Source organism: Shimia ponticola (assembly GCF_007995215.1).
Taxonomy (GTDB): domain Bacteria; phylum Pseudomonadota; class Alphaproteobacteria; order Rhodobacterales; family Rhodobacteraceae; genus Shimia_B; species Shimia_B ponticola.
In genome coordinates, this window is record NZ_VCDK01000006.1 from 416,926 (window position 1) to 440,931 (window position 24,006).

22 protein-coding genes are annotated in these 24,006 nt (G+C 58.4%); 9 read left to right on the forward strand and 13 right to left on the reverse strand.

The features are described 5' to 3' along the window. Window positions 1-22 precede the first annotated feature (22 nt). The 6 genes from FE702_RS15550 to FE702_RS15575 form a co-directional block, all read right to left on the reverse strand. The gene (locus tag FE702_RS15550; RefSeq protein ID WP_147127233.1) at window positions 23-931 is read right to left on the reverse strand and encodes a 2-dehydro-3-deoxygalactonokinase; all 909 of its coding nucleotides are present in this window, start codon (window positions 929-931) and stop codon (window positions 23-25) included. Then, on the reverse strand, window positions 928-1,695 hold the full coding sequence (locus FE702_RS15555; protein ID WP_147127234.1) for an SDR family NAD(P)-dependent oxidoreductase: 768 nt from the start codon (window positions 1,693-1,695) through the stop codon (window positions 928-930). The genes FE702_RS15550 and FE702_RS15555 overlap by 4 nt, the downstream gene beginning before the upstream one ends. Window positions 1,696-1,774: 79 nt before the next feature. Beyond that, window positions 1,775-3,868, reverse strand: a complete 2,094-nt coding sequence (locus tag FE702_RS15560) for an alpha-galactosidase (protein WP_147127235.1) — start codon at window positions 3,866-3,868, stop codon at window positions 1,775-1,777. 1 nt (window position 3,869) lies between these two features. Then, a complete protein-coding gene (locus tag FE702_RS15565; RefSeq protein WP_147127236.1) occupies window positions 3,870-4,718 on the reverse strand; it encodes a carbohydrate ABC transporter permease in 849 nt (282 codons plus the stop codon). Continuing rightward, window positions 4,718-5,653: a carbohydrate ABC transporter permease gene (locus FE702_RS15570; protein ID WP_147127237.1), complete on the reverse strand. Its 936-nt coding sequence runs from the start codon at window positions 5,651-5,653 to the stop codon at window positions 4,718-4,720. The genes FE702_RS15565 and FE702_RS15570 overlap by 1 nt, the downstream gene beginning before the upstream one ends. Window positions 5,654-5,753: 100 nt before the next feature. Then, on the reverse strand, window positions 5,754-7,007 hold the full coding sequence (locus tag FE702_RS15575) for an ABC transporter substrate-binding protein (protein WP_147127238.1): 1,254 nt from the start codon (window positions 7,005-7,007) through the stop codon (window positions 5,754-5,756). Between the two features lie 221 nt (window positions 7,008-7,228). Between FE702_RS15575 and FE702_RS15580 the strand changes: the two genes are divergently transcribed. Next, window positions 7,229-8,029, forward strand: coding sequence for an IclR family transcriptional regulator (locus FE702_RS15580; protein ID WP_147127239.1), 801 nt, complete (start codon window positions 7,229-7,231; stop codon window positions 8,027-8,029). A 3-nt stretch (window positions 8,030-8,032) separates the two neighbouring features. Further along, window positions 8,033-9,091, forward strand: a complete 1,059-nt coding sequence (locus FE702_RS15585; protein WP_147127240.1) for an ABC transporter ATP-binding protein — start codon at window positions 8,033-8,035, stop codon at window positions 9,089-9,091. 47 nt (window positions 9,092-9,138) lie between these two features. Here FE702_RS15585 and FE702_RS15590 read toward each other — a convergent pair whose 3' ends face one another. Continuing rightward, the gene (locus FE702_RS15590) at window positions 9,139-10,125 is read right to left on the reverse strand and encodes an ester cyclase (protein WP_147127241.1); all 987 of its coding nucleotides are present in this window, start codon (window positions 10,123-10,125) and stop codon (window positions 9,139-9,141) included. 129 nt (window positions 10,126-10,254) lie between these two features. Here FE702_RS15590 and FE702_RS15595 point away from each other — a divergent pair, with 129 nt between their 5' ends. The 7 genes from FE702_RS15595 (at window position 10,255) to FE702_RS15625 (ending at window position 17,588) form a co-directional block, all read left to right on the forward strand. Next, window positions 10,255-11,304 (forward strand): ABC transporter ATP-binding protein, encoded by a 1,050-nt coding sequence (locus tag FE702_RS15595; protein WP_147127242.1) that lies wholly within the window; start codon window positions 10,255-10,257, stop codon window positions 11,302-11,304. Between the two features lie 65 nt (window positions 11,305-11,369). After that, a complete protein-coding gene (locus FE702_RS15600) occupies window positions 11,370-12,614 on the forward strand; it encodes an ABC transporter substrate-binding protein (RefSeq protein WP_186827115.1) in 1,245 nt (414 codons plus the stop codon). A gap of 72 nt (window positions 12,615-12,686) precedes the next feature. Further along, the gene (locus tag FE702_RS15605) at window positions 12,687-13,715 is read left to right on the forward strand and encodes a carbohydrate ABC transporter permease (protein WP_147127244.1); all 1,029 of its coding nucleotides are present in this window, start codon (window positions 12,687-12,689) and stop codon (window positions 13,713-13,715) included. A 1-nt stretch (window position 13,716) separates the two neighbouring features. After that, window positions 13,717-14,598, forward strand: coding sequence for a carbohydrate ABC transporter permease (locus tag FE702_RS15610; protein ID WP_147127245.1), 882 nt, complete (start codon window positions 13,717-13,719; stop codon window positions 14,596-14,598). A gap of 2 nt (window positions 14,599-14,600) precedes the next feature. Continuing rightward, window positions 14,601-16,076, forward strand: a complete 1,476-nt coding sequence (locus FE702_RS15615) for a GMC family oxidoreductase (RefSeq protein WP_147127246.1) — start codon at window positions 14,601-14,603, stop codon at window positions 16,074-16,076. Next, window positions 16,073-16,612 (forward strand): ester cyclase, encoded by a 540-nt coding sequence (locus tag FE702_RS15620; protein ID WP_147127247.1) that lies wholly within the window; start codon window positions 16,073-16,075, stop codon window positions 16,610-16,612. The genes FE702_RS15615 and FE702_RS15620 overlap by 4 nt, the downstream gene beginning before the upstream one ends. After that, entirely contained in the window at window positions 16,572-17,588 is a 1,017-nt protein-coding gene (locus tag FE702_RS15625; protein ID WP_255449706.1) for a LacI family DNA-binding transcriptional regulator, read from the forward strand. The genes FE702_RS15620 and FE702_RS15625 overlap by 41 nt, the downstream gene beginning before the upstream one ends. On the opposite strand, the gene FE702_RS15630 is transcribed toward FE702_RS15625, so the two are convergent. The 6 genes from FE702_RS15630 to FE702_RS15650 are packed head-to-tail and all read right to left on the reverse strand — an operon-like array spanning window position 17,585 to window position 23,964. After that, complete coding sequence (locus FE702_RS15630) at window positions 17,585-18,568, reverse strand: nuclear transport factor 2 family protein (protein ID WP_147127248.1); 984 nt, start codon at window positions 18,566-18,568, stop codon at window positions 17,585-17,587. The genes FE702_RS15625 and FE702_RS15630 overlap by 4 nt on opposite strands. Then, entirely contained in the window at window positions 18,565-19,437 is an 873-nt protein-coding gene (locus FE702_RS15635) for a dimethyl sulfoxide reductase anchor subunit family protein (RefSeq protein ID WP_147127249.1), read from the reverse strand. The genes FE702_RS15630 and FE702_RS15635 overlap by 4 nt, the downstream gene beginning before the upstream one ends. A gap of 1 nt (window position 19,438) precedes the next feature. Continuing rightward, entirely contained in the window at window positions 19,439-20,179 is a 741-nt protein-coding gene (locus FE702_RS15640; RefSeq protein ID WP_147127250.1) for a 4Fe-4S dicluster domain-containing protein, read from the reverse strand. Continuing rightward, entirely contained in the window at window positions 20,163-20,306 is a 144-nt protein-coding gene (locus FE702_RS18650; protein WP_186827116.1) for a hypothetical protein, read from the reverse strand. The genes FE702_RS15640 and FE702_RS18650 overlap by 17 nt, the downstream gene beginning before the upstream one ends. Next, a complete protein-coding gene (locus FE702_RS15645; protein ID WP_147127251.1) occupies window positions 20,303-21,148 on the reverse strand; it encodes an alpha/beta fold hydrolase in 846 nt (281 codons plus the stop codon). The genes FE702_RS18650 and FE702_RS15645 overlap by 4 nt, the downstream gene beginning before the upstream one ends. Next, window positions 21,145-23,964: a molybdopterin oxidoreductase family protein gene (locus tag FE702_RS15650; protein WP_147127252.1), complete on the reverse strand. Its 2,820-nt coding sequence runs from the start codon at window positions 23,962-23,964 to the stop codon at window positions 21,145-21,147. Before FE702_RS15650 ends, FE702_RS15645 begins: the two co-directional genes overlap by 4 nt. Between the last annotated feature and the right edge of the window lie 42 nt (window positions 23,965-24,006).

The following is a 24,006-nucleotide window of genomic DNA, read 5'->3' on the forward strand; positions in this document are numbered from 1 at the left end:
GTGTCGGATCGTCAGGGCAAGCCTAACTGTTCAGTGATTTATAGGCAGCAGTAAGCCCAGCCAATGTCATGCGCGGACCGTCCGCGATCGTGGCGGGAACGCCTTGGGACGTCAGTGCGCTTCCGTAGATTTGACTGACCGTTGAGGCCCCGATCACGGCAACCTGCTGGCCCAGCCAATAGGGGCGGGCGGCTGCAAGCTCCGCCCCGATCAAAAGACCTGACAGGCGGGCACGGGCAGCGGCACCGTCAAGATTGTTCAAAAGGTCTTCCGCCCGCAGTGAGAAAAGACGCGCCGCCGTCGCCTCGGGTCGTGACATCGCGTCATCCAATGCGGTGGCAAACGCGTCGTCGTCCCAACCAGTCGGGGCAACGGTGTGACGCAGAACCGACTGCGCGGACAAAAGCGAGAACAGCTCCCCGGTCATGAATGTCTGGAAGCTGACGATTTCGCCCGCGCTGACCTGCGCCCATTTCGTATGGGTGCCGGGCAAGCAGACAACCCCGTCCCAGTTTTTGTTCAGGCTCAGGAAACCTGCAATCTGGGTTTCCTCGCCGCGCATCACATCTGCCGGACTGGTTTGCTTCACACCCGGAATGACGTGCACACGCAGGAGCGGGTTTTGCACGTCGGGCCTTGCAAAACCTTCGGGCAACGCCTGACACGGGGCGGTCGCATAGGGTGCTTCGACCCAGCCTTGTCGGCTGCCAACCATGCCACAGCACACGACATCAACGGTGCCTGCACCCAGCCAAGGGGACACCACATCCATCAGAGCGCCTTCAAAGTGTTCGGGGCTGAGCACACCCATGCCCTTTTCCGACGCGCCAGAAGACAACTCTGCGCCGGAGCGGGTCATTGCCCATGCGCGCAAGCGAGATGTGCCCCAATCGACGGCAATCCAGTCCGCGGTATGTGTTTGTCTGTTCATCCGGTCACCACTACGCCGCCATCAATGACCAAGGCCTGCCCCGTCATCATCTTGGATGCATTCGAAGCCAGGAAAAGCGTGCCGCCGACAATATCATCGGGGTCGAGCGTGTCCTTCAGACACTGTCGCTCCAGATGTGCGGCAAGCCCGTCTTCGGTCACCCACATATCCTTTTGCTTTTGCGTCAGCACCCAGCCAGGTGCCAGAGCATTCACGCGAATGCGGTCGGGACCGAACTCACGCGCGAGGCTGCGGGTCATGCCGTTGATGCCAGAGTTCGAGGTCGTGTAAATCGGGTAACCTGCGTTGCCCATCATGTAGCTGATCGAGCTAAAGTTGATGATCGACCCAAAGCCCGCCTGCCGCATCATCGGAGCGGCGTGCTGACAGGCAAAGAAATATGCCTTCAGGTTGATCGCGATCATCCAATCCCAGAAGTCTTCAGTGACTTCATCGGCTGTGTGGCGTTTGTCATTGGCTGCATTATTGACCAAGGTCGTGATCGGACCGTGTGCCTCAGCCGCTTGGTCCATCGACGCCTTTAGGCCGCCTGTATCCGTGATGTCACCCTGCATGAACAGCGGACGCCGACCATGCTTGGCTTCCATATCGTCGCAAAACTCGGTCGCGTCCCTACGCCCGATAAAGGCAACCTGCGCGCCTTGTGCCATGAAACCGTCTGTCAGATTGGCCCCGATACCGGACCCGCCACCTGTGATGTAGACGGATGCACCCTTGAGGTCTGGGAATATCGCGGAGCTCATGACGGTGTCCTCGGGGCTGGACCAAAACTCTGGCAGGAGAAATGGAAGAATTCTTCTTGGAAATGTGGCGCAGTGTGGGTCACAGGCGTTCCCCCTCAAGCACCCACATTTGGCAGGGGAAGGTCCATGGCAATGTCACGCCTTGTGACATCAGGTAGGCGCCGGAAACCCTGATCTCATCTGTTTTCAAGATTTGCTGCGCCCGGGACACCGTGGTCGGCGCCACGTTGTTGCGATTGACCAGCCGCACAGCATAGGTCGCAGCCGGGTCAAGCCGCGTCATGCGGATCGGGCGGGGCAGGATTTGTGCCGATGTATCTGCCTTGCCTATAAAGGCCACGAAACGGCTGGCGTCCGTGGACATCTGTTGTTCGGCGATGACCGCAGGATCAGGGCTGTCGAGGCGCAAGATATCAGCCGAATGCAGCCAGTGGCGATTGTGCTTATACCAACTTGTGACTTCTTTCAGGACCGCCGTCTCGCGTTCATCCAGCTCTCTTGGGTCCATTTCGAACCCCATATGGCGTTGGGCGGCGACCCATGCGCGAAAGCTGATATCCAGCACGCGGCCGGACGTGTGGCAGGTGCGAGGACCGACATGGCTGCCGGTCACTACCGAAGGCAGGAACAGGGCCGCGTTGTACTGAATACGCAGACGTTCGAGGGCATCGTTGCTGTCAGACAGCCAGACCCTTTGCGTGCGGCTTAGAATGCCAAAGTCGATGCGCCCGCCCCCAGAGGCACAGCTTTCGATTTCGACCTTTGGGAAGGCGGCGCGCAGACGGTCGATTAGCGCGTAGGACCCGCGCGTCTGGGCCGCGTCAGGCATGGGAAGCACGCGGTTGTGGTCCCATTTCACATAGTCGATGGCGTGGTCGCTCAGGACCGCTGCCATACGCTCATAGATGAAATCGCGCACCTCAGGCAGCGCCATGTTCAGCGCCTTTTGTTGTCGACCAAGAAGCTGATCTTCGGATCCAAGGGCCCAATCGGGGTGGGCGCGGTAGATATGGGAATCCTCATTGATCATCTCGGGCTCGAACCAGATGCCGAACGTCATCCCAAGCCCGTGCACATGGTCGATCAGCGGATCAAGCCCGTCGGGGTATTTGCGTGTGTCGACCGTCCAGTCCGAAAGCGAAGACGTGTCATCGTCACGTTCCCCGAACCAGCCATCATCCAGAACAAACCGCTCTGCACCCAGATCGGCAGCGCGGGTCGCGATGTCCTGCAAGATCGGCAGCTTGTGATCAAAATAGACCGCCTCCCAACAGTTGTAATGCACTGGGCGCGGTCGCTCTGGCTCGGGCCAGGTGACAATGCGGTCACGCAGGTGCCGTTGAAACGCGACCGCGCAGCCGTTCAATCCGTCTTGGCTATAGGTCACATAGAGCGGCGCAGTCTTGAAGTGGGTGGCCGCATCGACCTCCATCCGCGCGGCATGGCCAAATTGCACCTGACGGCGACCGTCGGGCAACTCTTCGGCGATCATCTTGTGACCGCCGGACCAGCCATAGTGAAACCCGTAAGCGAAGCCCTGTGTGTTCGTTGCGCCTGTGCAGGGGATCAGCAATCCGGGGAAGTGTTCGTGCCCCGTCCGACCGGTCCGGTTTTCGCGGTACCGCATCCCGGCGGACCATGGCGTCGTCGCTGTTTGAAACTCTCCACACCAGCGACCCGCAAAGTCGATCATGTGTTCCGACTGCTGCGGTGCAGGCAACACTGGTGCTGCAAACCAGTGAAGATGGACCGGGCGTGTTGCCACCAACTCTGCCGATGTGGTGATTACGTGGGTGACCGGATCAAGCGCGAAATGCGCGGTATAGGTCAGCGCATTTTCCGTATCGTCGAACGTCAGCGACAGCGTGAAGCGATTGTCTGATGCCTGTTCTGATGCGTAGCAGAACTTGGGCAAGAGCGGTGTGCCGTCACTGTCGCGGATGATCAGGCCCGGCTGCCCCGGAAAGCTCCGCACAGCTTCTGGGCAGATGGACAGGTCCGGGTTTTCGTCCAGCATTCCGCCTGTGACATCAAGTTCATGTGCGGCGGCCAGTGTTTCCAGATTATCTGATTGTGGCAGCGGCGCGCCCCAATAGATGACCTCGGGCAAACGGTCCCGCCTTGCCGCCAGAACAAGCGTCTGCCGCGTGTCGTCCAATCGCCAGGTTTGCATTTTACTTCACAGCGCCCAGTGTCAGCCCGGCGATGAAATGCCGTTGCATGATGAAGAACATGATCACAGGTGGCAACGCAGCCACGATCGAGCCTGCGGACATCAAATGATAAGCGGCACGGAACTGTGAGTTGAAGGACGTGATGCCCGCCGTGACCGGCTGCGCGTCAGGACCTTGGGTCAAAACGACTGCCCAGAAGTAGTCATTCCAGATGAAGGTAAAGATCAGAACGCTGAGGGCAGCGATTGCCGGTTTCATGAGTGGGACAACGACAAACCAAAAGATCCGCCACTCTGCGATGCCTTCCACGCGAGCCGCCTCGATCAATTCATAGGGCAGGGCGCGGATGAAGTTCCGCATGAAAAGCGTACAGAACCCGGTTTGGAACGCGACATGGAATAGGATCAAACCGATCTTGGTATCGTATAGACCCATCGACACCGTCAGGTCGCGGACGGGCACCATCAGGATCTGAAACGGCACGAAGTTGCCCGCAATGAACAGGAAGAAGATCGCGAGGTTTCCACGGAATCGGTAGATGCCGAGTGCAAAGCCGGTCATGCAGGACAAAGCAACTGCGCCAATCACTGTCGGTACAGTGATCAACACAGAATTCAGCATGTAGCGCTTCATATCGGACTCAAAGAAGACCTTGCCGTAGTTCGTGAACAGTTCGAACGAAGATGGCAGGCCCCAATAGTTGCCTTGCGCAAAGTCCGTTTCCGGCTTGATCGAGAATGTCGCGACCGCGATCAGCGGCAAAAGCCAGACGATCAGCGCAACGGGTAGCAGTGATTGATAGGTCAGCTGCCAGCTGCGCGATGTTTTTTCGATGGGGGTGGGAAACATTAGCGTCGGGCCTCCCGCTCGTCTTGGTACATCGACAACAGGAAGTAGGCGATGAAGAACAGCATGATGAAGAACAGAACCACTGCGATCGCTGCGCCATAGCCCATGCGGAAGCCGAACTCGGACAGCGATTCTTCAAACATGTAGAAACTCAGAACCCGCGTCGTTCCGAACGGTCCGCCGTTTGTCATAACGGCGATAAAGTCGAACGACCGCAGGGCCCCGATGATGGTCACTACAAAGGCGATGAAGGTGGCGGGTTTCAGCTGTGGCAGCACAACGTGCCAGAGCATCCGGTGCCCCTTGGCACCGTCCAAACGGGCGGCCTCGATTTGTTCCGGGTCAACGGCATTGAGGCCGGTCAGGTAGAGGATCATGCAATAGGCCGTCTGCGGCCAAAGCCCGGCTGCGATGATGCCGTAGGTGGCAAGGTCGGGGTCGCCGAGAATGTTGACCGATCCAAACCCAAAGAAGCCAAGGATCGCGTTCAAAAGGCCTTCGCGTGGCAGGTAAAACCACGAGAAAACGAGGCCAACGACGACTTGCGATATCACGAAAGGGAAGAAGAACATCGCCTTGTAGAACCGGATGCCGCGCACGGTCTGGTTCAGGAACAGGCTGATCATCAGGCCCATGGGGATGGCGAGCAAGAACAGGAACAGCCATTTCACGTTGTTCCAGAACGACGTCACGAATTTGCGGTCATCGAACAACAGGCGTTCATAGTTCGCTGTCCCGACCCACGTCTTTTCACCCAGACCGTCCCATTCATGGAAACTGATCCAGACCGACTGAAAGATCGGGATGATCACGTAGACGGCAAAAAAGATCATGCCCGGTAGCAGGAAGAGCCACGGGGTGACGGCAATCTCGTTGCGTTTATACCAGCTGCGCTGTGTCTGCGCGCTTGAACCTGTAGCGGACAGTTCTGCCATGTGATGGACCTTTCACCTCATGATAAAACGCCAAATTCTTGACGTTTGATGATGGGGTGGAAAGGCGGCCCGGTGAACCGGACCGCCCAACGATATAAGCTTATTGATAGACGCGCTGACGCGTGTCTTCGAGACGCTCCAGGATGTCATCCAGGTTGTCTGGGAACACCATGAACTCCTGCAGGCCTTCCATGCCGACCGACGCCATTTCGGCGGGGAAGTCACGGTCGAAGAACTGCATGATGCCGCCACCTGCGTTCGACGACAGCATTTCGAAGCCCTCTTTGAGGAACTTGTCGTCGTCGATCGACGCGTTCGCGTTCACTGGCAGCTGACCCAGTGCGTCACCTGCGTTGATCTTCGTTTGCACCTCTGCCGAAGTCACGAAACGCATGAATTCTTTCGCGGCTTCTGGGTTTTGCGCGCCCGATGCCATGTGGAACGTGTCGGTTGGTGCGTCTTCTGCGTAGTCAACGTCTGGGTTGATGACAGGGAACTGGTAGAAGTCCAGTTTCGTGTCGTCCAGACCACCGTCACGGAACGACGCGACCGAGAAGTTACCCATAAGGTAAGCTGCTGCTTCACCGTCGATCATGAACTGCTGGGCTTCTTGCCAGCTGTACGACTGGTGGTCGTCCACGAAGGCGCCCATGTCGATCAGCTCACGCCAGTTGGCGAATGTCTGACGCACGCGATCATCGGTCCATTCGATTTCACCGCGTGCCAGAGCGATGTGGAAATCATAGCCGTTGGTGCGCGAGTTGATGTAGTCAAACCAGCCGCCCGCGGTCCACAGGAATTTGGTGCCGATGGTGTAGCACTTCACGCCGCTGTCGAGGATCGCTTGGCAGTTTGCCTTTTCTTCTTCCCAAGTGGTCGGCTCAGACAGACCCAGTTGGTCGTAGATGTCTTTGCGGTAGTACACGCCCCACTGGTAGTAGGTGTAGGGAACGCCCCACTGCTTGCCGTCGATGGTCATTGCGCCTTTGGTCGATGCCAGCGCTGCCATTTCTTCCTCGGCCCACAGGTCGGAAACGTCAGCAAACAGGCCCGCTTCCACATAGGGCAGCATGCGGTTTGCGGCGTACCAGTTCACGACGTCCGGCGGGTTCGCCGACAGAGCGTTACGGATTTGGGTTTTCCAGGCTTCGCGGTCGACGATGTCCAGCTCAACCGTCAGGTTGGGGTGCATTTCGTCGAATTCTGCTGCGAGGCCTTCCATCACCGCGCGCGGTGCCGGGTTCGACATGTCCGAGATGATGCGAAGAGTGCCTTCGAGGCTGGAGTGGCTTCCGGCAGTGACGCCAGTTGCCGCGATGGCCAAAGCCGCCGCAGTGGAGAGCATGGAACGCATAGTATCCTCCCTTGAGTTCCATTGAGACAAAGCTTCACAAGCCGGCTTCCGTTTGGGAAGTTCCATTATGTGAAACTCAGTTTTAGATATTGAAATACTAACCGCGACTCGCCTAGTGTTGTCAACAGGGCTGACACGCTGCAGTGCAAAACGATCGGTAAGGATCGAAGGCATACTGCGGCGGCGAAGCTTGGGAGGAATTTAAAGGAGTCACGCGGCTGATGTCTGATGCATCGAGCAGCGCTGGGACAGTTGGCAAGGCGCTAGAGGTGTTGGACCTCGTGGGTGCCCAGGGTCGGCCTGTCCGTTTTGCCGAATTGCAGGGACTGTCGCGGTTTCCAAAAGCCACGCTTTATCGGTTTGTTCAGACGCTGACGAATGAAGGGATGCTGTCCTTTGACCCCGAACGGCAGACCTATGGGCTGGGTATTCGGCTGGTTCGGATGGCACACAATGCGTGGGAACAATCCTCGCTTGCCCCAATTGCGCGACGCCATATCGAGGCGCTGAGCGCGCAGGTGGGCGAAACGGTCCATTTGGCCCAGCTGGATCATGCTCAGGTTCTCTACGTCGATAAGGTCAACGCGCGCGAACCTCTGCAGATGTATTCCCAAGCAGGGAAGGTCGGGCCAGCCTATTGCACCGGCGTGGGTAAGGTCATGCTGGCCTATCTGGATGAAGACCTTTTGGCGCGTGTGATCGAACAGCAGAGCTTTCACCCCTTCACGCCGCATACTCTGAACACAGAGGCCAAGTTGCGGGACGAGCTTAAGGCGATCCAAAACCGAGGATACGGATTTGACCGTGAAGAGCATGAACCCGGCATCATCTGTGTGGCCCACCCGATCCTGACACCGGGCGGTCGATTGCTTGGAGCTTTGTCGGTCACATCATCGACAGGCCGCACCAGCCTCACGGCTCTCGAAGAGTTCGTCCCGATAATCAAAGAAACCGCGAACGCAATTTCCGTCGAAGCCGCCCAGTGGCGGTTTCCCGATACCCATCAACCCAAAGGAAGCTAACCCATGTCCGGCGTTACCCTGAACAATGTCATCAAACGCTACGGCGATGTGCAGGTGATCCACGGTGTCGATCTCGACATTCAGGATGGCGAGTTCTGCGTGTTCGTCGGCCCGTCGGGATGCGGCAAATCCACGTTGCTTCGCATGGTGGCGGGCCTTGAGGAAACGACCGAAGGCCAGATCAACATCGGCGCGCGAGATGTGACGCACGAGGACCCAAGCCAGCGCGGCGTGGCGATGGTGTTCCAGACCTATGCGCTTTACCCGCACATGACGGTCGAGGAAAACATGGGCTTTGGGCTGAAGATGAACAAAGTGCCAGCCGCCGAAATCAAGGAAAAGGTCAGCGAAGCCAGCCGTATTCTCAAACTGGACGACTACCTGAAACGCAAGCCAAAGGCGCTATCTGGTGGTCAACGGCAACGGGTCGCCATCGGCCGGGCGATTGTGCGCGGGCCAGAGGTGTTCTTGTTCGATGAACCGTTGTCGAACCTCGATGCTGAACTGCGCGTCGAAATGCGCGTCGAAATCGCCCGACTGCATCAAGATATCGGCGCAACCATGATCTACGTGACCCACGATCAGGTCGAGGCGATGACCCTCGCCGACAAGATCGTCGTATTGCGGGCCGGGAACATCGAACAGGTCGGGGCCCCGATGGACCTCTACCACGACCCGGACAACAAATTTGTTGCCGGGTTTATTGGCTCGCCTGCGATGAACTTTGTCGAGGCAACCGTTCGGGGCAATCAGATCGAGGTGCCATCGCTCAAGCTGACAACCGGCATGAATGTGACCCTGCCGTCGGACGGCACGTCAGTCCATCTGGGCATGCGGCCAGAGCACATCACCATTGATCGCAACGGCGACACCCACCGCGTCGAACTTACCGAGGCGCTGGGCGGTGTCTCTTACGCCTACCTTGTGTCCGAAAATGGCGAAAAACTGATCGTTGAAGAGCGTGGCATGGAGCGCGTGAAGGAAGGCGAAACCGTCGGTCTGACCTACGACGCCGAACAAGCGCGCCTGTTTGACGCCAACACCGAATTGCGCATTCGCTAGAGCCTTTCAGTTGCGGCAGGCGAGGGGCCTCGTCCGCCGCAATCCAATCAAATCATCGCGTTGCTTTCGGCGATCAGGTCGCGACCCATTTGGTGGAACAGGTCGCCATAGTCGAGCGTCACCCAATTCTCTTTGATCTTGCCCTTTGGTCCCAGTGCAAAGTCGCACCGGTAGAAGTCCATGACGCGCAAGGTAAGCGCGCGACCATCGGCCTTTTGACCGAGGTAATCGCCCTGGAAAGTCATGGTCATGGACGGCCAGCCCGACACCGCGGCATAGTTTCCGTCGCCGATCCGGCAGTAGTGATTCCCACCAACCCGGTCCGGGAAAGCACGTAGGAAATCCTCGCGGTGATCTTTGACAAACCCTTCCCACAGGTAGTTCGAACCGACGCCAGCCGGTCCGTACCACAGCATGTCATCGGCCCAATACCCGTCTGTCCCCGTTTGGGACGGAGATGAAAAGGTCTTGGGGTCATAGCCGGAACTCAACGCGCCAAGCATCCCTTCGACACAATCGAGCGAGGCTTTGCCGTCACCTGTAGTTGGGCACAGACCGTCCTGCGTTGCTGGTGCTGGGAACGAGATTTCGGCCCCAATCATCTCAATCGGCATGCGTCTCGCCAAGAGCATCGTTGAGGGCAGATCGAGGATGATTTTGGCTTCGGTGATCTGCCCGTCTTCGATGCGGTAGAATTCGCCAGAGCGTAGGAACGTCATGCTCTTGGACGGCAAGAGCCCAAAAAGCGACTGATCGAAGTTGCCGACATAATGCGTGACACAAGCACACCACATCCCACCGGGTTCGCGAATGTTTTGCCCGCCGATGAACAGGAGGTCACGACGCTGCGCCCCGGTCAGCGCGGCGCGCAACGGCTCTACGAATTCATCCATGATCGCGGCGCGGCCCTCAAGGCGGTTGACGGGCCAAGCCACATCAAAGATCGCCTGCTCGGCGATGATCTCTTCCGACCCGCTTTGGCCAGTGATCAGATCTGCCAATCCTGCGCGCGTCTTGCTTCGAAAATCAGCCATCGTGGTGCCTCTCGTCTTTTTCTTTTCAAGCCTGTCCGAAAAAAGGGTTGGCAAAGCGGGCGTGGATTGTCTAGCGTTTTTGCAAACGTGTGCAAAAGCAGCGCACGACCGGGGGAGATCACAGAAACTATGGCGGAAATCGTCCTGAAAAACGTTTGCAAGCGCTGGGGGTCGTTCATTGGTGTGGATGATTTCGACCTGACGATTGCTGATCAGGAATTCCTCGTGCTGCTCGGACCTTCCGGCTGTGGCAAGACGACGACCATGCGTATGATCGCCGGTCTTGAGACACCAACCTCTGGTGACATCCTGATTGATGGCGAACGGGTGAACGATCTTGAGCCGAAGGATCGGGACATTTCGATGGTGTTCCAATCCTACGGTCTTTACCCGAACATGAACGTCTACGAGAACATTCGCTTCCCGCTCAAAGTGCGGAAGGTGCCGGCGGCAGAGCATGACGAGCGCGTCAAGAAAGCCGCCGCTATGGTCGAACTTGAGCCGTTCATGCACCGCAAGCCCGCCGCACTGTCCGGGGGGCAACGGCAGCGCGTTGCACTGGCCCGCGCGATTGTACGTGAGCCCAACGTGTTCCTCATGGACGAACCGTTGTCGAACCTTGATGCCAAATTGCGCGTGTCGACGCGGGCACAGATCAAGAACCTCAGCCATGAGCTGAAGGTGACCACGATCTACGTGACCCATGACCAGATCGAAGCAATGACGCTCGCTGACCGCGTCGTGGTGATGAGCAAGGGCATCGTGCAGCAGGTCGGAACGCCGACCGACATTTATGACAATCCGGCCAACACTTTTGTGGCCAGCTTTATCGGCTCGCCTGCGATGAACCTTGTGGACGGGACGATGTCAGGCGGGACCTTTACCTGCGAGGGTATGAGCATCTCGGGCTTCTCGGCCCCGGATGGTAAGGTCACACTCGGGTTCCGCGCAGAAGACGCTCAGGTCGTGGACACAGGCGGTGAGTTGAATGCCCGGGTCTACTCAATGGAGCTTTTGGGCGATGCCACGATGGTCACGGTCCGCTGCGGCGGAGCCTTGGTCAGCGTGAAAGCCGGCAAGGAATACCGGTCGAACATAGGCGATGATGTTTCGATCACAGTCCCAAGTTCAATCTGTCACCTCTTTGACGCGGAAAGCGGCGAAAGGCTGACGGGCTGACCGGACCAAAACGCGGCCCGGTATGGCCGCCAAACCCAAGAAACAAGAGACTAAGGGAGATGATCATGTTTCTAAAGAAAGTTGCACTCGCAGGTGCCGTTGCCTTTATGGGCACCACCGCATTGGCTGGTGGCCATGGTGCCGCCTGCCCAACAGAAGGCCGTGTGTCGATCGTTGGTAACGAATTCCCGGCGATCCAGACCGTTGGTGCTGGCGCGATGTCGTGCGCCGGCGATGCTGTGGAAGTGTCGACCAACCTGACGGCAGATCACCAGTCGATCAACGTGCCCGGCATGCAGGGCAACCCTGCTGAATACACCTCGGCGATCATCGCGAACTCGTCCATCGTGGCACTGATGAACGAAGACGTCATCCGTCCGCTTGACGATTTGGTTGCTAAGCATGGCGACGGCATCCAGCCAAACCAGCTGATCACCATCAACGGTCAGGTCATGGCGGTTGCGTTTATGGCGAACGCACAGCACCTCGTTTATCGCGCTGACGTGCTTGAGCAGGTGGGCCTCGAGCCACCATCGACCTACGAAGAAATGCTGGCTGCAGCAGAAGCGATCCGTGCCGCTGGCATCATGGAAAACCCCGTGGGTGGCGCATACGCTGCCGGCTGGAACCTCGCGCAGGAATTCAACAACATGTTCCTCGGCTTCGGTGGTCAGCACTTTGAAGCAGGTACGGCGAACCCATCGGTCAATTCTGAAGCCGGTGTCAAAGCGCTGGAAATGATGAAGGCGCTGTCGGAGTACATGAACCCCGACTTCCTGACGCATGACTCGAACGCGACCAACGCGGAATTCCGCGCAGGCAACACCGCGATCATGAACATGTGGGGCTCACGCGCTGCAACGCTTGTGACAGCTGACGGTGTGCCACAAGAAGTGATCGACGGCTTTGCAATCGCTGGCCCAATGACCGTTGGCGGTGGCGATACACCAGCATCCACTCTGTGGTGGGACGGCTGGACCGTGGCCAAGAACATCAGCGATGCAGATGCGGAAGCCACCTTCCTTGCGATGAAAAAGGCGATCGACCCATCCATCCTGACAGGCGATGTGCCAACGCAGGCGGTCTGGCTGATCGACGGTTATGAGCCAACCGAAGCCGCCGTGGGCGTCTTTGCTGCCGCTCAGTCGGGTACGATCCCTTATCCAATGCTGCCGTTCATGGGCCTGATGCACACCGCGCTGGGCAACGAACTGGCTGACTTCATGCAGGGCAACGAGTCCGCCGAGCAAGCGCTGGCTGACGTCGAAGCAGCTTACATCGCTGCTGCCCAAGAGCAGGGCTTCCTCTAAGCCGACGTCTTTCCGGCGGGCCATACATTTGGCCCGCCAACCCCCAAACCGCTTTCGCCATAAGGGACGGACATGAAACACCGGACATTCTTTTGGTTCTTTTTGCCGACAGCGGCGGCGATGCTCTTGTTCATCGCCCTTCCTATCGTTTCCGTCATCACTCAGTCTTTCTTTACACCGCATGAGGCGGTGTTGATTGAAACGGAGAATTGCGGTCCTTTCGGATGCACAAAGGAAACCACAATTGACCAAGACGCCACAGCGGCAATCCGAGAGGCGCAGCCGCTAGGCCGGTTTGTCGGTTGGCAAATCTACACGGACCGTGGCCACCTGGCCTTTGGCGAGGTGGGTGAGGCGTGGCGCAACTCAGATGGATTGCGTTCCTTCGCAGGCAGCCTGATGAACCTGCCGTTCTACGACGCTTTGGTGTTCACGCTGACTTACACGTTTATCTGCACGCCTTTCCTGATCATTCTTGGTTTTACCATCGCGGTCGCGGTCAATTCTCTTCATCGCAGGCTTAAGGGCTTGATGATCTTCTTTTCGCTTTTGCCGATGATCGTCACGCCACTCATTGGGGCGCTGGTTCTGTCTTGGATGGTCGACAGCCGCGGCGTTTTGGGCAACTTCCTGAGTTGGCTGGTCAGCGATCCGGACTTGTCTGTAAAGGCATCAACCCCGCTGATGTGGGTCTGCCTAATCGTCTACGGGATCTGGTCGTCGGCTCCATTTGCCTTTGTTGTGTTCTACGCGGGGCTTCAGACGGTCCCGCAAGACACTTTGGAGTCTGCGCAAATCGACGGTGCGACGCGCTGGCAGCAAATCCGCTTCGTCGTGATCCCGCATCTGGCCCCTTTGGTGACTTTCGTCGCGCTCATTCAGTTGATGGATAACTTCCGAGTTCTTGAGCCGATCCTGGGATTTGGGGCGCAGGCCCATGCACAGTCGCTCTCGACCTTTATCCTGAGCGATCTGAGCGGCGAAACCCGGCAGCTCTCCTCGGCGGCGACCACGTCGGTGCTGACCATCATTGGCATTGCCATACTTTTGACCCCGGTCCTGATCCGCACGTGGCGGGACTTCAACGCAAAGAGCCATTGAGATGTCGACAGCTGCACACCGCCGCCCGCTTCCGCTTCAGATCGCGCTCTGGGTGTTCATCGCCGTCTGGTTCATGATGGCAGCCTTTCCGTTCTTCTGGACGCTTTGGGGCAGCTTCAAGGTCGAGCTCGATTTCTTTTCCATCGCGGATTGGACCAACGCCCTGACCGGCGCCAACACGCAAAGCACCTATGGCAGTCCATTCACCACGGCAGGCTATGAAGGCGCGTTCATCCAGAACGAATTCTGGCGCAACAGCATCAACACCTTCATCGTTTGCTTTTGCGTGGTGACAGTGTCTCTGACGATTGGGACGCTTGGCGGCTACGCGCTGTCCCGGTCGGGCTACAAATACGTCTTCTGGCTGCTCATCATTGCGCTGATGTTCCGTGCCCTGCCGCAGATTACCTTGGTCTCGGGCTACCTGCCGATCTTCTTTGACTGGAATATCTGGGGCTATCTGCCGACGGCCATTCTGGTGCTGGTCGCGATCAACCAGCCGTTCACACTTTGGATGCTACATTCGTTCTTTGAGTCGATCCCAAAGGACCTGGACGAAGCCGCTAAAGTCGATGGTTGCACCCAGTTTCAGGCGTTTCGCTTCGTGATCATTCCGGTGATGTGGCCGGGTGTGATCACCACCGGTCTGTTCTCGTTCCTTCTGGCATACAATGATTTCGTGGTGACGGCGCTGATCCTGAACGAAGGCAATCGCACAATGGTCCCACAAATCGCGGCGTTCCTTGGCACGACCTATACCGAAGGCAACGTGATGTTCGCAGTGGCGGCGGTGGTGTCGGCGACGGCACCGCTCTTTATCCTCGTGATGTTCTTCCAGCGCCAAATCGTCAGCGGCCTGACCGCCGGTGCGGTCAAAGGTTAACCATGCAGTGCGATGTACTGGTGATCGGCGGCGGTTCGGCAGGCTGTGTCGCAGCGGCAGAGCTGTCACGACGCGGTGTCGGTCGCGTTCTGGTGCTTGAGGCTGGACCGTCCGAGAAACACCCGTTGGTTTCAATGCCGTTTGGTCTGACATGGTTGATGGGCGGCAAGCGTGACTGGCGCTTTCGCTCAGCCGACATGGATGGTCGCACCATCGCTGTCCCGCGTGGACGCATGCTTGGCGGGTCAGGTTCCATTAACTCCATGGTCTGGTTTCGCGGGCGCGCTTCGGATTTTGATGGATGGCAGGTGACCGGTTGGAGTTGGACTGATGTTGAGCCGGCCTTCGAGGCCGTCGAGGCCAAGCTGAAGCCCACACTTTACGAAGATGGGCATCCGCTGGTTGCGGGCCTTGAACCTATGCTGCCGTCCAATTCTGCCCAGCCGACGCCCGACGTCGAAAGCGCAGGACCGTTTTCGCACAACATGATTGATGGACGCCGCAACTCTGCCGCGACCGCGTTTTTGCGGCCATCGCGTGCCGAGGTTCGCACCGGAACAGAGGTAGACCGGCTGTTGTGGAACGGTGATCGCGCCATGGGCTGTGTGCTGACCGACGGTACAGAAATTCGTGCGTCCAAGGGTGTCATCCTCAGCGCCGGGTCACTCGCGTCTCCGGCGATCCTGATGCGATCTGGCGTTGGCCCTGCTGATGATCTGCGCCGGCTTGGCATAGATGTGCGCCTCGATGCGCCCGAAGTTGGTGCAAATCTGCATGACCATCCCGGCATTGGCCTGCATTTCGAAGGGGCAGGTACAGGCTATGGTCTTGAGCCCGCGCAATGGCTGGCGTGGGTCAAGTCGGCACTTGGGTACCCATTTGGCAAAGGCCGTTTCACCTCACCCACAGTAGAGGGCGGCGCGTTTTTCAATGCCCGCGGGGATGGGGCGGAGCCGGATGTGCAAAGCCATTTCATCCCGTTCCATCTGGATCATCGCGGTCAAAAATACGCTCTGAAATCTGGATATTTCGCAGATGTCTGTTTGTGCCGGCCCAAATCGCGCGGTGTGTTCCGCCTGACATCCAAGGACCCAACCGCCCCGCCGCATATCGATCTTGGGCTGTTTCGAGATGAAAGTGACCTCGATACAATGGTGGCAGGCGTCACGCGGCTGCGCTCCCTGCTGGAAAAGGCAGACTTCGGTGACCGGCGCGGGACCGAGGTTCATCCAGGACCAGCGGTCGCTGGCGACGACTTGCGCGCGTTTATCAAGGGCAATGCAGGTACCGCGTACCACCCGGTCGGCACTTTGAGGCTAGGCGGCCCTGTGACGGCCCGGTGCCGGGTTGAAGGCGTGCAGGGGCTCTGGGTCGCGGATGCAAGCGTGATGCCACAAGTCACATCGGCAAACACAAACGCCCCGTCGATGATGATCGGCTGGAAAGCCGCCGAAATGATAGCAGAGGATGCAGTATGAAAGGCTCACGCCCCGAACAGGCCGTTCTGAGCAAGGACACGGACCTGTCAAAAACCGAAGAAACCCGCGCCGTCATCGAAGGCATGGTCGACGGCCTGAATGACCACCGGATTGCCGATATCGGCGAATTCTTTGCCGAAGGTTTCCGCTGGATGGGAAATACCGGTTGCGGGACCAAAACCGGCCTGCGCGAATTTCAGGAGAACTGGCAAAAGCCTTTTCAGGCCGCGTTCCATGACAAGGTCTGCGTGGATGAGGCGCGGCTTTATATGGGCGAATGGGCGGCGGCCTTTGGCCGGCAAGAGGCCACGCATGGTGGCGACTTCATGGGCGTGAAGGCGACCGGCAAACGCATCACCATCCGCTACATGGATTTCTGGAAGGTCGTCGATGGCAAGATCGTCGACAACTACGTCATGGTGGATTTCCCCCACGTACTCGCGCAACTGGGCGTTGACGTTTTCAACGGACAAGGCTGGGAAGCCTTCGACAAGGGTGAAAAGACACCGCCAAGTCCATCTGGTGATGGCGGATAAGGTCACATCCCAAGACGTGGCCGCGCGGGCCGGTGTCAGCCGGTCCGCCGTCAGCCGTGTGTTCACGCCCGGCGCATCCGTGTCAGACGCCACCGCAAAAAAGGTGCGCCTCGCAGCCGAGCAACTAGGGTATCGCCCGAATGTCTTGGCTCGCTCCTTGCTCACTGGGCGCAGCCGCATGGTTGGACTGGTTGTCGGGTATCTCGACAATCACTTTTACCCGGGTCTACTCGAACAGCTGTGTCAGGTGCTGGATACCGAAGGTGTCAATGTCCTGATGTTTCTGGCAGAAGACGCCGAGGCCAATTTGGATCAGGTGGTCAACGATCTGTTGGACTATCAGGTCGACGGGCTGGTTCTTGCCTCTGTCACGCTGGGATCAACCCTGGCTACGCGTTGCGAAGCAATTGGCGTGCCAGTGGTCGAATTGAACCGCAGCGATGGCGGACAAGGTTTGCACGTCGTCTCGGACAACGAGATGGGCGGAGTGATGGCGGTCGAACATCTCATTGCGCAAGGGCGCCGTCGCATAGGTCACATTGCAGGCTGGGAAGGTGCCAGTACACAGCGCGCCCGAGAGGCCGGTGCCTTGTCAGCTTTGCGCAAGGCCGGACTGGGCCTGTATGCGCGCGAGGTTGGAAATTTTGATAAAGAGCAGGCCCGCGACGCGACACGCCGCATGTTCAATGACGCCGAGGCTCGGCCTGATGCCGTCTTTGTGGCTAATGATTTCATGGCTTTTCACGTCATTGATGTCCTGCGGTATGAGTTGGGCCTGACTGTGCCCAAGGACGTGGCCGTCATCGGTTTTGACGACGTGCCAACTGCCGCATTTGCGGCCTATGAACTGACAACCATCCGCCAGGATCTTGATGCGATGGTGCGCCACACTGCCGAACTGCTAATGGGGCGCGAAACTTCTTCACGCATGATCACGCCCTCGCTGGTCGTGCGCTCCACCTGCGGTGCGACTTAAATCGCACCCGTCGACAGCAGGATCTGTTTCCAGATCGCTGTCTCATCGATCAGCGTCCATTCGCGGCGGATGCCCCTTGGTCCCATTTCGAAATGGGTGATGCCCATGACATAGACCTCGGCCCCGGTTGGACGGCCAAAGCGGCCCCAGCCGTCATGTCGCCCAAAGAGTGACCAGCGCAGCGCAATGCGTGGTGCCATCATTGGGTCTTCCTGACCGATGACATGATCAATGGAAAACTCGGCCGCGGGAAATGCCGAACGTAGTCCCAACCAGAACGCGTCCGCCGCGGCCCATCCGTGTGCTTGTTCATGGCGTGGATAAGCCAACTCAGCGGCCCGGTCATAGGTTGCCGGGATAACGGATAACTCAGCCGACATGATCCGGTTCAGGATGTCGGTTCCTTGTTCGGAAAGCGCATCATCGGTTCCACGCCCGGTGTAAGGACCAACCATATCGGTTGCTGGGGTCAACGGCTTCACGCAGGTGTCCGGCCCGCCTTCGCGCGCGATCAGATCACGGGTCCAATCGACGACATCCATGCCCATCTGTTCGACAATGGCGGCCTGATCGCGGACCAGCCACTCATCGGCAACGGCATTATCCTTGCACCAGCAATCAGCCAGGATGCGGTAGGTGAGGCGGCGTCCTGTTGGCGCTCCGTACATGCCCGGTCCGGTATGGGTGGCCCAGCACAACAGCCGGTGAGAACTCAGAAAACTGTCAGGGCCGGTTGGGCACCATATAACGTCTTCGCCCGGCAGTTCGCGGTCTGGAAATTCGGCCAGTGTTGATTGCGTGGCGGCAATGATGCCGTCGTTTCCGCGCACGACCGATGCTGGGGAGCGGACGATCAGATCAGGCGCATAGTAGCGCGTCAGCGACCCGATCTCGCGGTCTTCCCAGATGCGTTTCGTAATTCCAAGGATGTAGTCCTCGGGTCCCTGCCACTCGTCGTCAAATCCCGGAAGAAAGCTCATCGTTTCCCGTAATAAATCCCTACGACATGCTCTGCCTCTGCAAAGAACAGCCAGCGCAATGTCACCACACCTGCCAGATGCAAGAGCACTGCGACTGCACCGATAACGTGACCAGGTGACGGGATGAAGAGCAAAAAGAGCGGCGCGGCCAATAGGGCAATCGCGATGACCCGTAGCTTCATGGCATGCTTGCGTCCGATTACATGCACCATCTCGCGCATCAGATAGTTGTTGCCTGTATGTGGCGGCTCGAATGCGCGAACGGTGCCGCGATCACCAAGGCCCGTTGCTGTACCGATGTCTGTCCCTGAGGTCGCCAGCGCCTGATCGCCCCGCTTCCACGCCAAGAGCTGAACTGCAATTGCGACAATGAAAAGTGGGAGCGCAGCCCAAAGCTGATTGGTCATCAACGCGCCGCCGGATACCGACAAAAGCAGGAAGATCGCCGGTGTGGTCGCTTGGTTCCAACGCGGGACCGTTTTCAGTTGCGTATAGATCATCGCCGTCGCGTAGACCGTCAGGACAGACAGGATCGCCCCGATGACGCCCAAGACACGGAAGGTTTCTCCAAGGAACACGGCACCTGCCGCATAAAGCCCCATGACAGTCAGGCCACATACGGCGATCACTGCTTCGCGGCTCAGCCACGAGGATCTCCATTGCGTGAACGCCTTCAAGAAGCGTTCAGGATGGCCAAGATGAAAGGTCGAGGCCAAAAGCCCGCCGACGGAAAGCGCAAACGCCACGGCGAAGAAGGCAAAAGCTGACCAGCCGGTCACATCCGGAAAGCCAAGACCCAACCAAAAGAGCATGCCGAAGCCTAGGCCAGACAGGCTTGTGAACAGGATTACTGAGGTTGCCGGATGCATATCAGAGCCGCTCCAGTGTTTTATCCAACCAGCCAAGGAAGCCTTTTGGCTCTGCCGCGACCGGTTCAAGAAATGGGGCCAGCACGTCAAAGGTTTCGTCCTTTGGACGCGGTGGCAGGTATTTGTTGACGGGTTTCGTGCCTTGTTCCGGCATCAGGTCCATGCCCCCGCGCTCGGCAACAAGCTTGCTGACGTCGCTGGTCTCATCGCCCAGATCGCCAAAATGGCGCGCGCCAGCGGGGCAGGTTCGCACGCAGGCCGGCACGCGGTCTTCTTCGGGCAGGTTTTCGTTGTAGATACGGTCGACACACAGCGTGCATTTCTTCATCACGCCTTCGGCTTGATCCATCTCTCGCGCGCCGTAGGGGCACGCCCATGCGCAGAGACCACAGCCGATACACGAACTCTCGTTCACCAGAACGATCCCATCTTCGAGGCGTTTGTAGCTTGCGCCTGTCGGGCACACCGTGACGCAGGGCGCGTCTTCGCAATGCAGGCAGGACTTCGGGAAATGGATCAGCTGCGCCGCGCCTTCGCTCGGTGTGATCTCGTAGGAATGCACGCGGTTCAGGAACGTCCCGGACGGATCGGCTCCGTAAGGGTCCTGATCAGACAACGGCGCGCCGTAATTCTCGGTGTTCCACCCTTTGCAGGATACCACGCAGGCATGGCAGCCGACGCAGGTATCGAGGTCGATCACAAGGCCGAGCTTTTTCTCTGTTTGGCTAGGCAGTTGGGTCATTGTCTGTCCCTGTTATGATTTGTGTGACGGACTCTTCCTTGCTGGGGTCCCATGTGGCGACAAACCAGATGAACGACCCAACCATCAAGGCAACGAAAGCAAGGATCAAAAGCAGGGTGCGTTTCATGCCGCGACCCTCCCAAAACACTGATCCGTAAAAGCTGTCAGATCCGCATTGAAACGGTCTGCCGCCTCCCAGAAAGGGGCGTGACCGCAATCTTCGTAGATCAGCGTTTCTGCATTCGCGAAGTGCGCAGCGGCCTCTTCCCCCATCGGGTCCGGGGCCAGACGGTCGTGGCGTCCCCAATGAACCATGACAGGCACCTGCGTGGCGGCGGCGACCTCGCGATAGTCCTCATGCCTGCGTCGCGCTGCTTCGCGGGCTGCAGGTGGGACCATCATGTTGAAACCGACCATCCGTGCAAAATCGTCTGCATCAGGTTGATGATGGAAACAGGCGCGTACGAATTTGACCGTGGCATCTAGGTTCGCCGATTGATCGTCCGAATACATGCCCTTGGCGACAAGGTCGGGGTCCGAGTTTCGGTATTCCAGCACACCGGGTTGAATATGGCGGCCGGTTGTGACGGATGTGCCGATTTGCATAACTCCGGCCAGACCGCGGTCGCCATAGGTGCGCAGGTAATCCAACACGACCCAACCGCCCATGGACCAGCCAACAAGGATCGGGTCTTGCAGCGCAAAATGGTCAAGGATCGCCTTGACGTCGCCCGCCCAAGGCGCGGAGTGGTTGTAGGCCTCCGCGTTCAAAGGTTTGTCCGACGCTCCGTGACCGCGCAGGTCGGGCATAATGAGCCGGAACTGATCCGCCAGCGGCATCTGCCGCGCCCATGACAGGTGATGCTGTGACCAGCCATGGATCAGCACGAGGGCCGGCGCGTTTGATGGCCCGGCCTCGAAGACGGCCAATTTAGTGCCGTCCGCGCTTATGATGTCGTGCTGCTTCACGCGTCCTGATCGGTTTTCACACGCAGTTCATCCGGCCCGGTGCCGACAGGGGATTTGATCGATGGGAATGCAGGCTGCGCCTCGTTTGGAGCCTTCGCCTTTTCCACGCGCACTTTCAGATCAAACCATGCCGCTTGGCCCGTCACCGGGTCCGAGTTTGCCCATCGTAGGCCGTCGCCTTTCGGCGGAAGCAATTCGTGGATCAGATGGTTCAAGAGGAAGCCTTTGGTGGCCTCTGGCGCATCGGGTTTCAACGCCCACGCACCTTTGCGTTTTCCAATCGCGTTCCACGTCCAGACGGTGTTTTCGTTCAACGCCGCCATATGGGCGACCGGCACGGTGATGTCTCCATGCGGGGATGAAACCTTGGCCCAATCGCCCTCGGCAAAGCCATTCTCCTCCCAAATCTTGGTCGGAACAAAGAGCGGGTTCTGCCCATGAATTTGCCGCAGCCAGGCGTTTTGCGATCCCCACGAATGGTACATCGCCATCGGCCGTTGGGTCAGCGCCGTTACGGTGAACTCATCCCCGCGATTGTCGACGGAAGGGTCGTACCAGATCGGCAGCGGGGTCAGCGTATTCTTGATCCGCTCGCGCAGGTGATCCGGTGGTTGACGGTCTCCGACGCCTTCAGCCGCCAATTGGAATTTGCGCATTGGCTCGACATAAAGCTGGAACAGGTAGTGCTGCGGTTTGTCATAAAGACCGGTTTCCACCGCCCAGTCCTGATAGTCCGGGTTCCAGGGTTTGTAATAGTTTGACCCTTCTGGGATGTGTTTGATCCAGAACCCACCGTTGTCGATGTAGCGTTGCAATTGCTCCGGATTCGCCTCGCCACGGCCCTGACCATCGCCGTTGCCGCGCCACCCTGCCAGTGGGCCAACACCCGGACGCCGGATGTGGTTGGTGATGTAGTCACCGTAATCCGCGTATTTCTGGCTGCCGTCCTCATTGACGAAACCGGGAAGGTCCAGCTTGGCACCCAGCTCGCAAAGCATCGACTGGAACCCTTTGACATCGCGGTCAGGCTCGATCACCGGCCAGCGGATCGCGTCTGCGGCGGCGTCTGCTTCGCAGATCGGACGATCAAGCAGGCTGATGCAATCGTGCCGCTCAAGGTATGTCGTGTCCGGCAGGATCAGGTCGGCATAGGCGACCATCTCGGATGAATAGGCATCCGAATAGATGATACGCGGGATGACATAGTCGCCGTTGTCATCCTTGTCCGTCAGCATGTCGATGACACCGCGCGTGTTCATCGTCGAATTCCACGACATGTTCGCCATGTACATGAACAGTGTGTCGATCTTGTACGGATCACCCGCGTGCGCGTTCGAAATGACCATGTGCATCATCCCGTGGGATGACATGGGGTTTTCCCAAGTAAACGCTTTGTCGATCCGCGCGGGCGTTCCGTCGTCTTTCAGGCAAAGGTCATCGGGGCCATGGGTAAAGCCAAGATGCGGTCCATCAAGCGGCGCGCCGGGGGTGACTTTGCAATGCGGCTTGGGATGCGCCTCTGACGGTTTGGGGTAGGGTGGTTTGAAGCGGAAGCCACCCGGAACCTCAACCGTTCCAAGGATGATCTGAAGCGTATGCAGAGCACGACAGGTCTGAAAACCGTTGGCATGGGCCGAGATGCCGCGCATGGCGTGCATCGACACTGGGCGGCCCTTCATTGTCTTGTGCTTCCGCCCCCGGAAATCGGTCCACGGGGTGGGCAGCTCGAATTCTTCTTCGAACGCGACGCGTGCCAGCTCGGCGGCAATTGCCTTGATCCGCGCTGCGGGAATGCCGACTTTGCCTTCCACCGCCTCGGCGGCGTTCTTCGGATCAAGGAACTCTTCCAGCATCATCTGGAACACGGTCCGATGCGTGACACCATCCACAGTCAGCGTGCCGCCAAGATGGGGCTCAATACCCGGACAATCCCAAGGCTTAGCTTCGCCGGACTTGCGGTCGATGACCATCGGTGCGCCGTCGGTCGTGCGCAGGAACAGTCCCTTTTCAGGGCCGTCCGCTTCATTCACCAGAACCGACGCGTTGGTGTAATGGGCAAGGTAATCGAGGTCGATCTTGCCCGATTTGAACAGCTCGTGGATCAACGCGAGGATAAACAGACCGTCTGTGCCCGGCGTGATACCAACCCATTCGTCCGCGACAGCATTATAGCCTGTGCGGATCGGGTTCACGCCAATGACCTTGGCGCCTTTTGCCTTGATCTTGCCGATGCCCATCTTGATCGGGTTCGAGTCGTGATCCTCTGCCACGCCGAACAACATGAACAGCTTGGTACGGTCCCAATCCGGCTGACCAAACTCCCAGAATGCGCCGCCCATCGTGTAGATGCCGGCAGCCGCCATGTTCACGGAACAGAACCCGCCATGCGCCGCGTAATTGGGTGTGCCGAAGGACTGCGCCCACATGGAGGTAAAGCTCTGCGACTGGTCGCGACCGGTGAAGAACGCCAGCTTGGACGGGTCTTCGTCCCGGATCGGCTTCAGCCATCCGGCAGCGATATCCAACGCCTCGTCCCAGCTGATTTCTTCGAATTCGCCCGAGCCGCGCTCGCCCACACGTTTCAGAGGCGCACGCAGGCGCGACGGTGCATTCACCTGCATGATCCCAGCCGACCCTTTGGCGCAGAGAACGCCCTGGTTCACCGGGTGGTCGCGGTTGCCTTCGATATAGGCGACCTTGCCGTCTTTCAGGTGGACGTTAATCCCACACCGACAGGCGCACATGTAGCAAGTCGTTTTCTTGACCTCGTCAGAGACTTTGGGCGACAGGTCGAGCTTAGGCTGCTGATGGGCCATGGAGGTCCTCTCTGACAAAAATCGAAAGATGAAAGCGTGTAG

Coding starts and splice junctions, on each gene's coding strand:
- FE702_RS15570 (WP_147127237.1), bottom strand. CDS start 5,653: ATGGCAGAACTGTCCGCTACAGGTTCAAGCGCGCAGACACAGCGCAGC.
- FE702_RS15580 (WP_147127239.1), top strand. CDS start 7,229: ATGTCTGATGCATCGAGCAGCGCTGGGACAGTTGGCAAGGCGCTAGAG.
- FE702_RS15640 (WP_147127250.1), bottom strand. CDS start 20,179: ATGACCCAACTGCCTAGCCAAACAGAGAAAAAGCTCGGCCTTGTGATC.
- FE702_RS15635 (WP_147127249.1), bottom strand. CDS start 19,437: ATGCATCCGGCAACCTCAGTAATCCTGTTCACAAGCCTGTCTGGCCTA.
- FE702_RS15565 (WP_147127236.1), bottom strand. CDS start 4,718: ATGTTTCCCACCCCCATCGAAAAAACATCGCGCAGCTGGCAGCTGACC.
- FE702_RS15590 (WP_147127241.1), bottom strand. CDS start 10,125: ATGGCTGATTTTCGAAGCAAGACGCGCGCAGGATTGGCAGATCTGATC.
- FE702_RS15550 (WP_147127233.1), bottom strand. CDS start 931: ATGAACAGACAAACACATACCGCGGACTGGATTGCCGTCGATTGGGGC.
- FE702_RS15600 (WP_186827115.1), top strand. CDS start 11,370: ATGTTTCTAAAGAAAGTTGCACTCGCAGGTGCCGTTGCCTTTATGGGC.
- FE702_RS15585 (WP_147127240.1), top strand. CDS start 8,033: ATGTCCGGCGTTACCCTGAACAATGTCATCAAACGCTACGGCGATGTG.
- FE702_RS15620 (WP_147127247.1), top strand. CDS start 16,073: ATGAAAGGCTCACGCCCCGAACAGGCCGTTCTGAGCAAGGACACGGAC.
- FE702_RS15595 (WP_147127242.1), top strand. CDS start 10,255: ATGGCGGAAATCGTCCTGAAAAACGTTTGCAAGCGCTGGGGGTCGTTC.
- FE702_RS15615 (WP_147127246.1), top strand. CDS start 14,601: ATGCAGTGCGATGTACTGGTGATCGGCGGCGGTTCGGCAGGCTGTGTC.
- FE702_RS15575 (WP_147127238.1), bottom strand. CDS start 7,007: ATGCGTTCCATGCTCTCCACTGCGGCGGCTTTGGCCATCGCGGCAACT.
- FE702_RS15610 (WP_147127245.1), top strand. CDS start 13,717: ATGTCGACAGCTGCACACCGCCGCCCGCTTCCGCTTCAGATCGCGCTC.
- FE702_RS15605 (WP_147127244.1), top strand. CDS start 12,687: ATGAAACACCGGACATTCTTTTGGTTCTTTTTGCCGACAGCGGCGGCG.
- FE702_RS15650 (WP_147127252.1), bottom strand. CDS start 23,964: ATGGCCCATCAGCAGCCTAAGCTCGACCTGTCGCCCAAAGTCTCTGAC.
- FE702_RS18650 (WP_186827116.1), bottom strand. CDS start 20,306: ATGAAACGCACCCTGCTTTTGATCCTTGCTTTCGTTGCCTTGATGGTT.
- FE702_RS15630 (WP_147127248.1), bottom strand. CDS start 18,568: ATGAGCTTTCTTCCGGGATTTGACGACGAGTGGCAGGGACCCGAGGAC.
- FE702_RS15555 (WP_147127234.1), bottom strand. CDS start 1,695: ATGAGCTCCGCGATATTCCCAGACCTCAAGGGTGCATCCGTCTACATC.
- FE702_RS15560 (WP_147127235.1), bottom strand. CDS start 3,868: ATGCAAACCTGGCGATTGGACGACACGCGGCAGACGCTTGTTCTGGCG.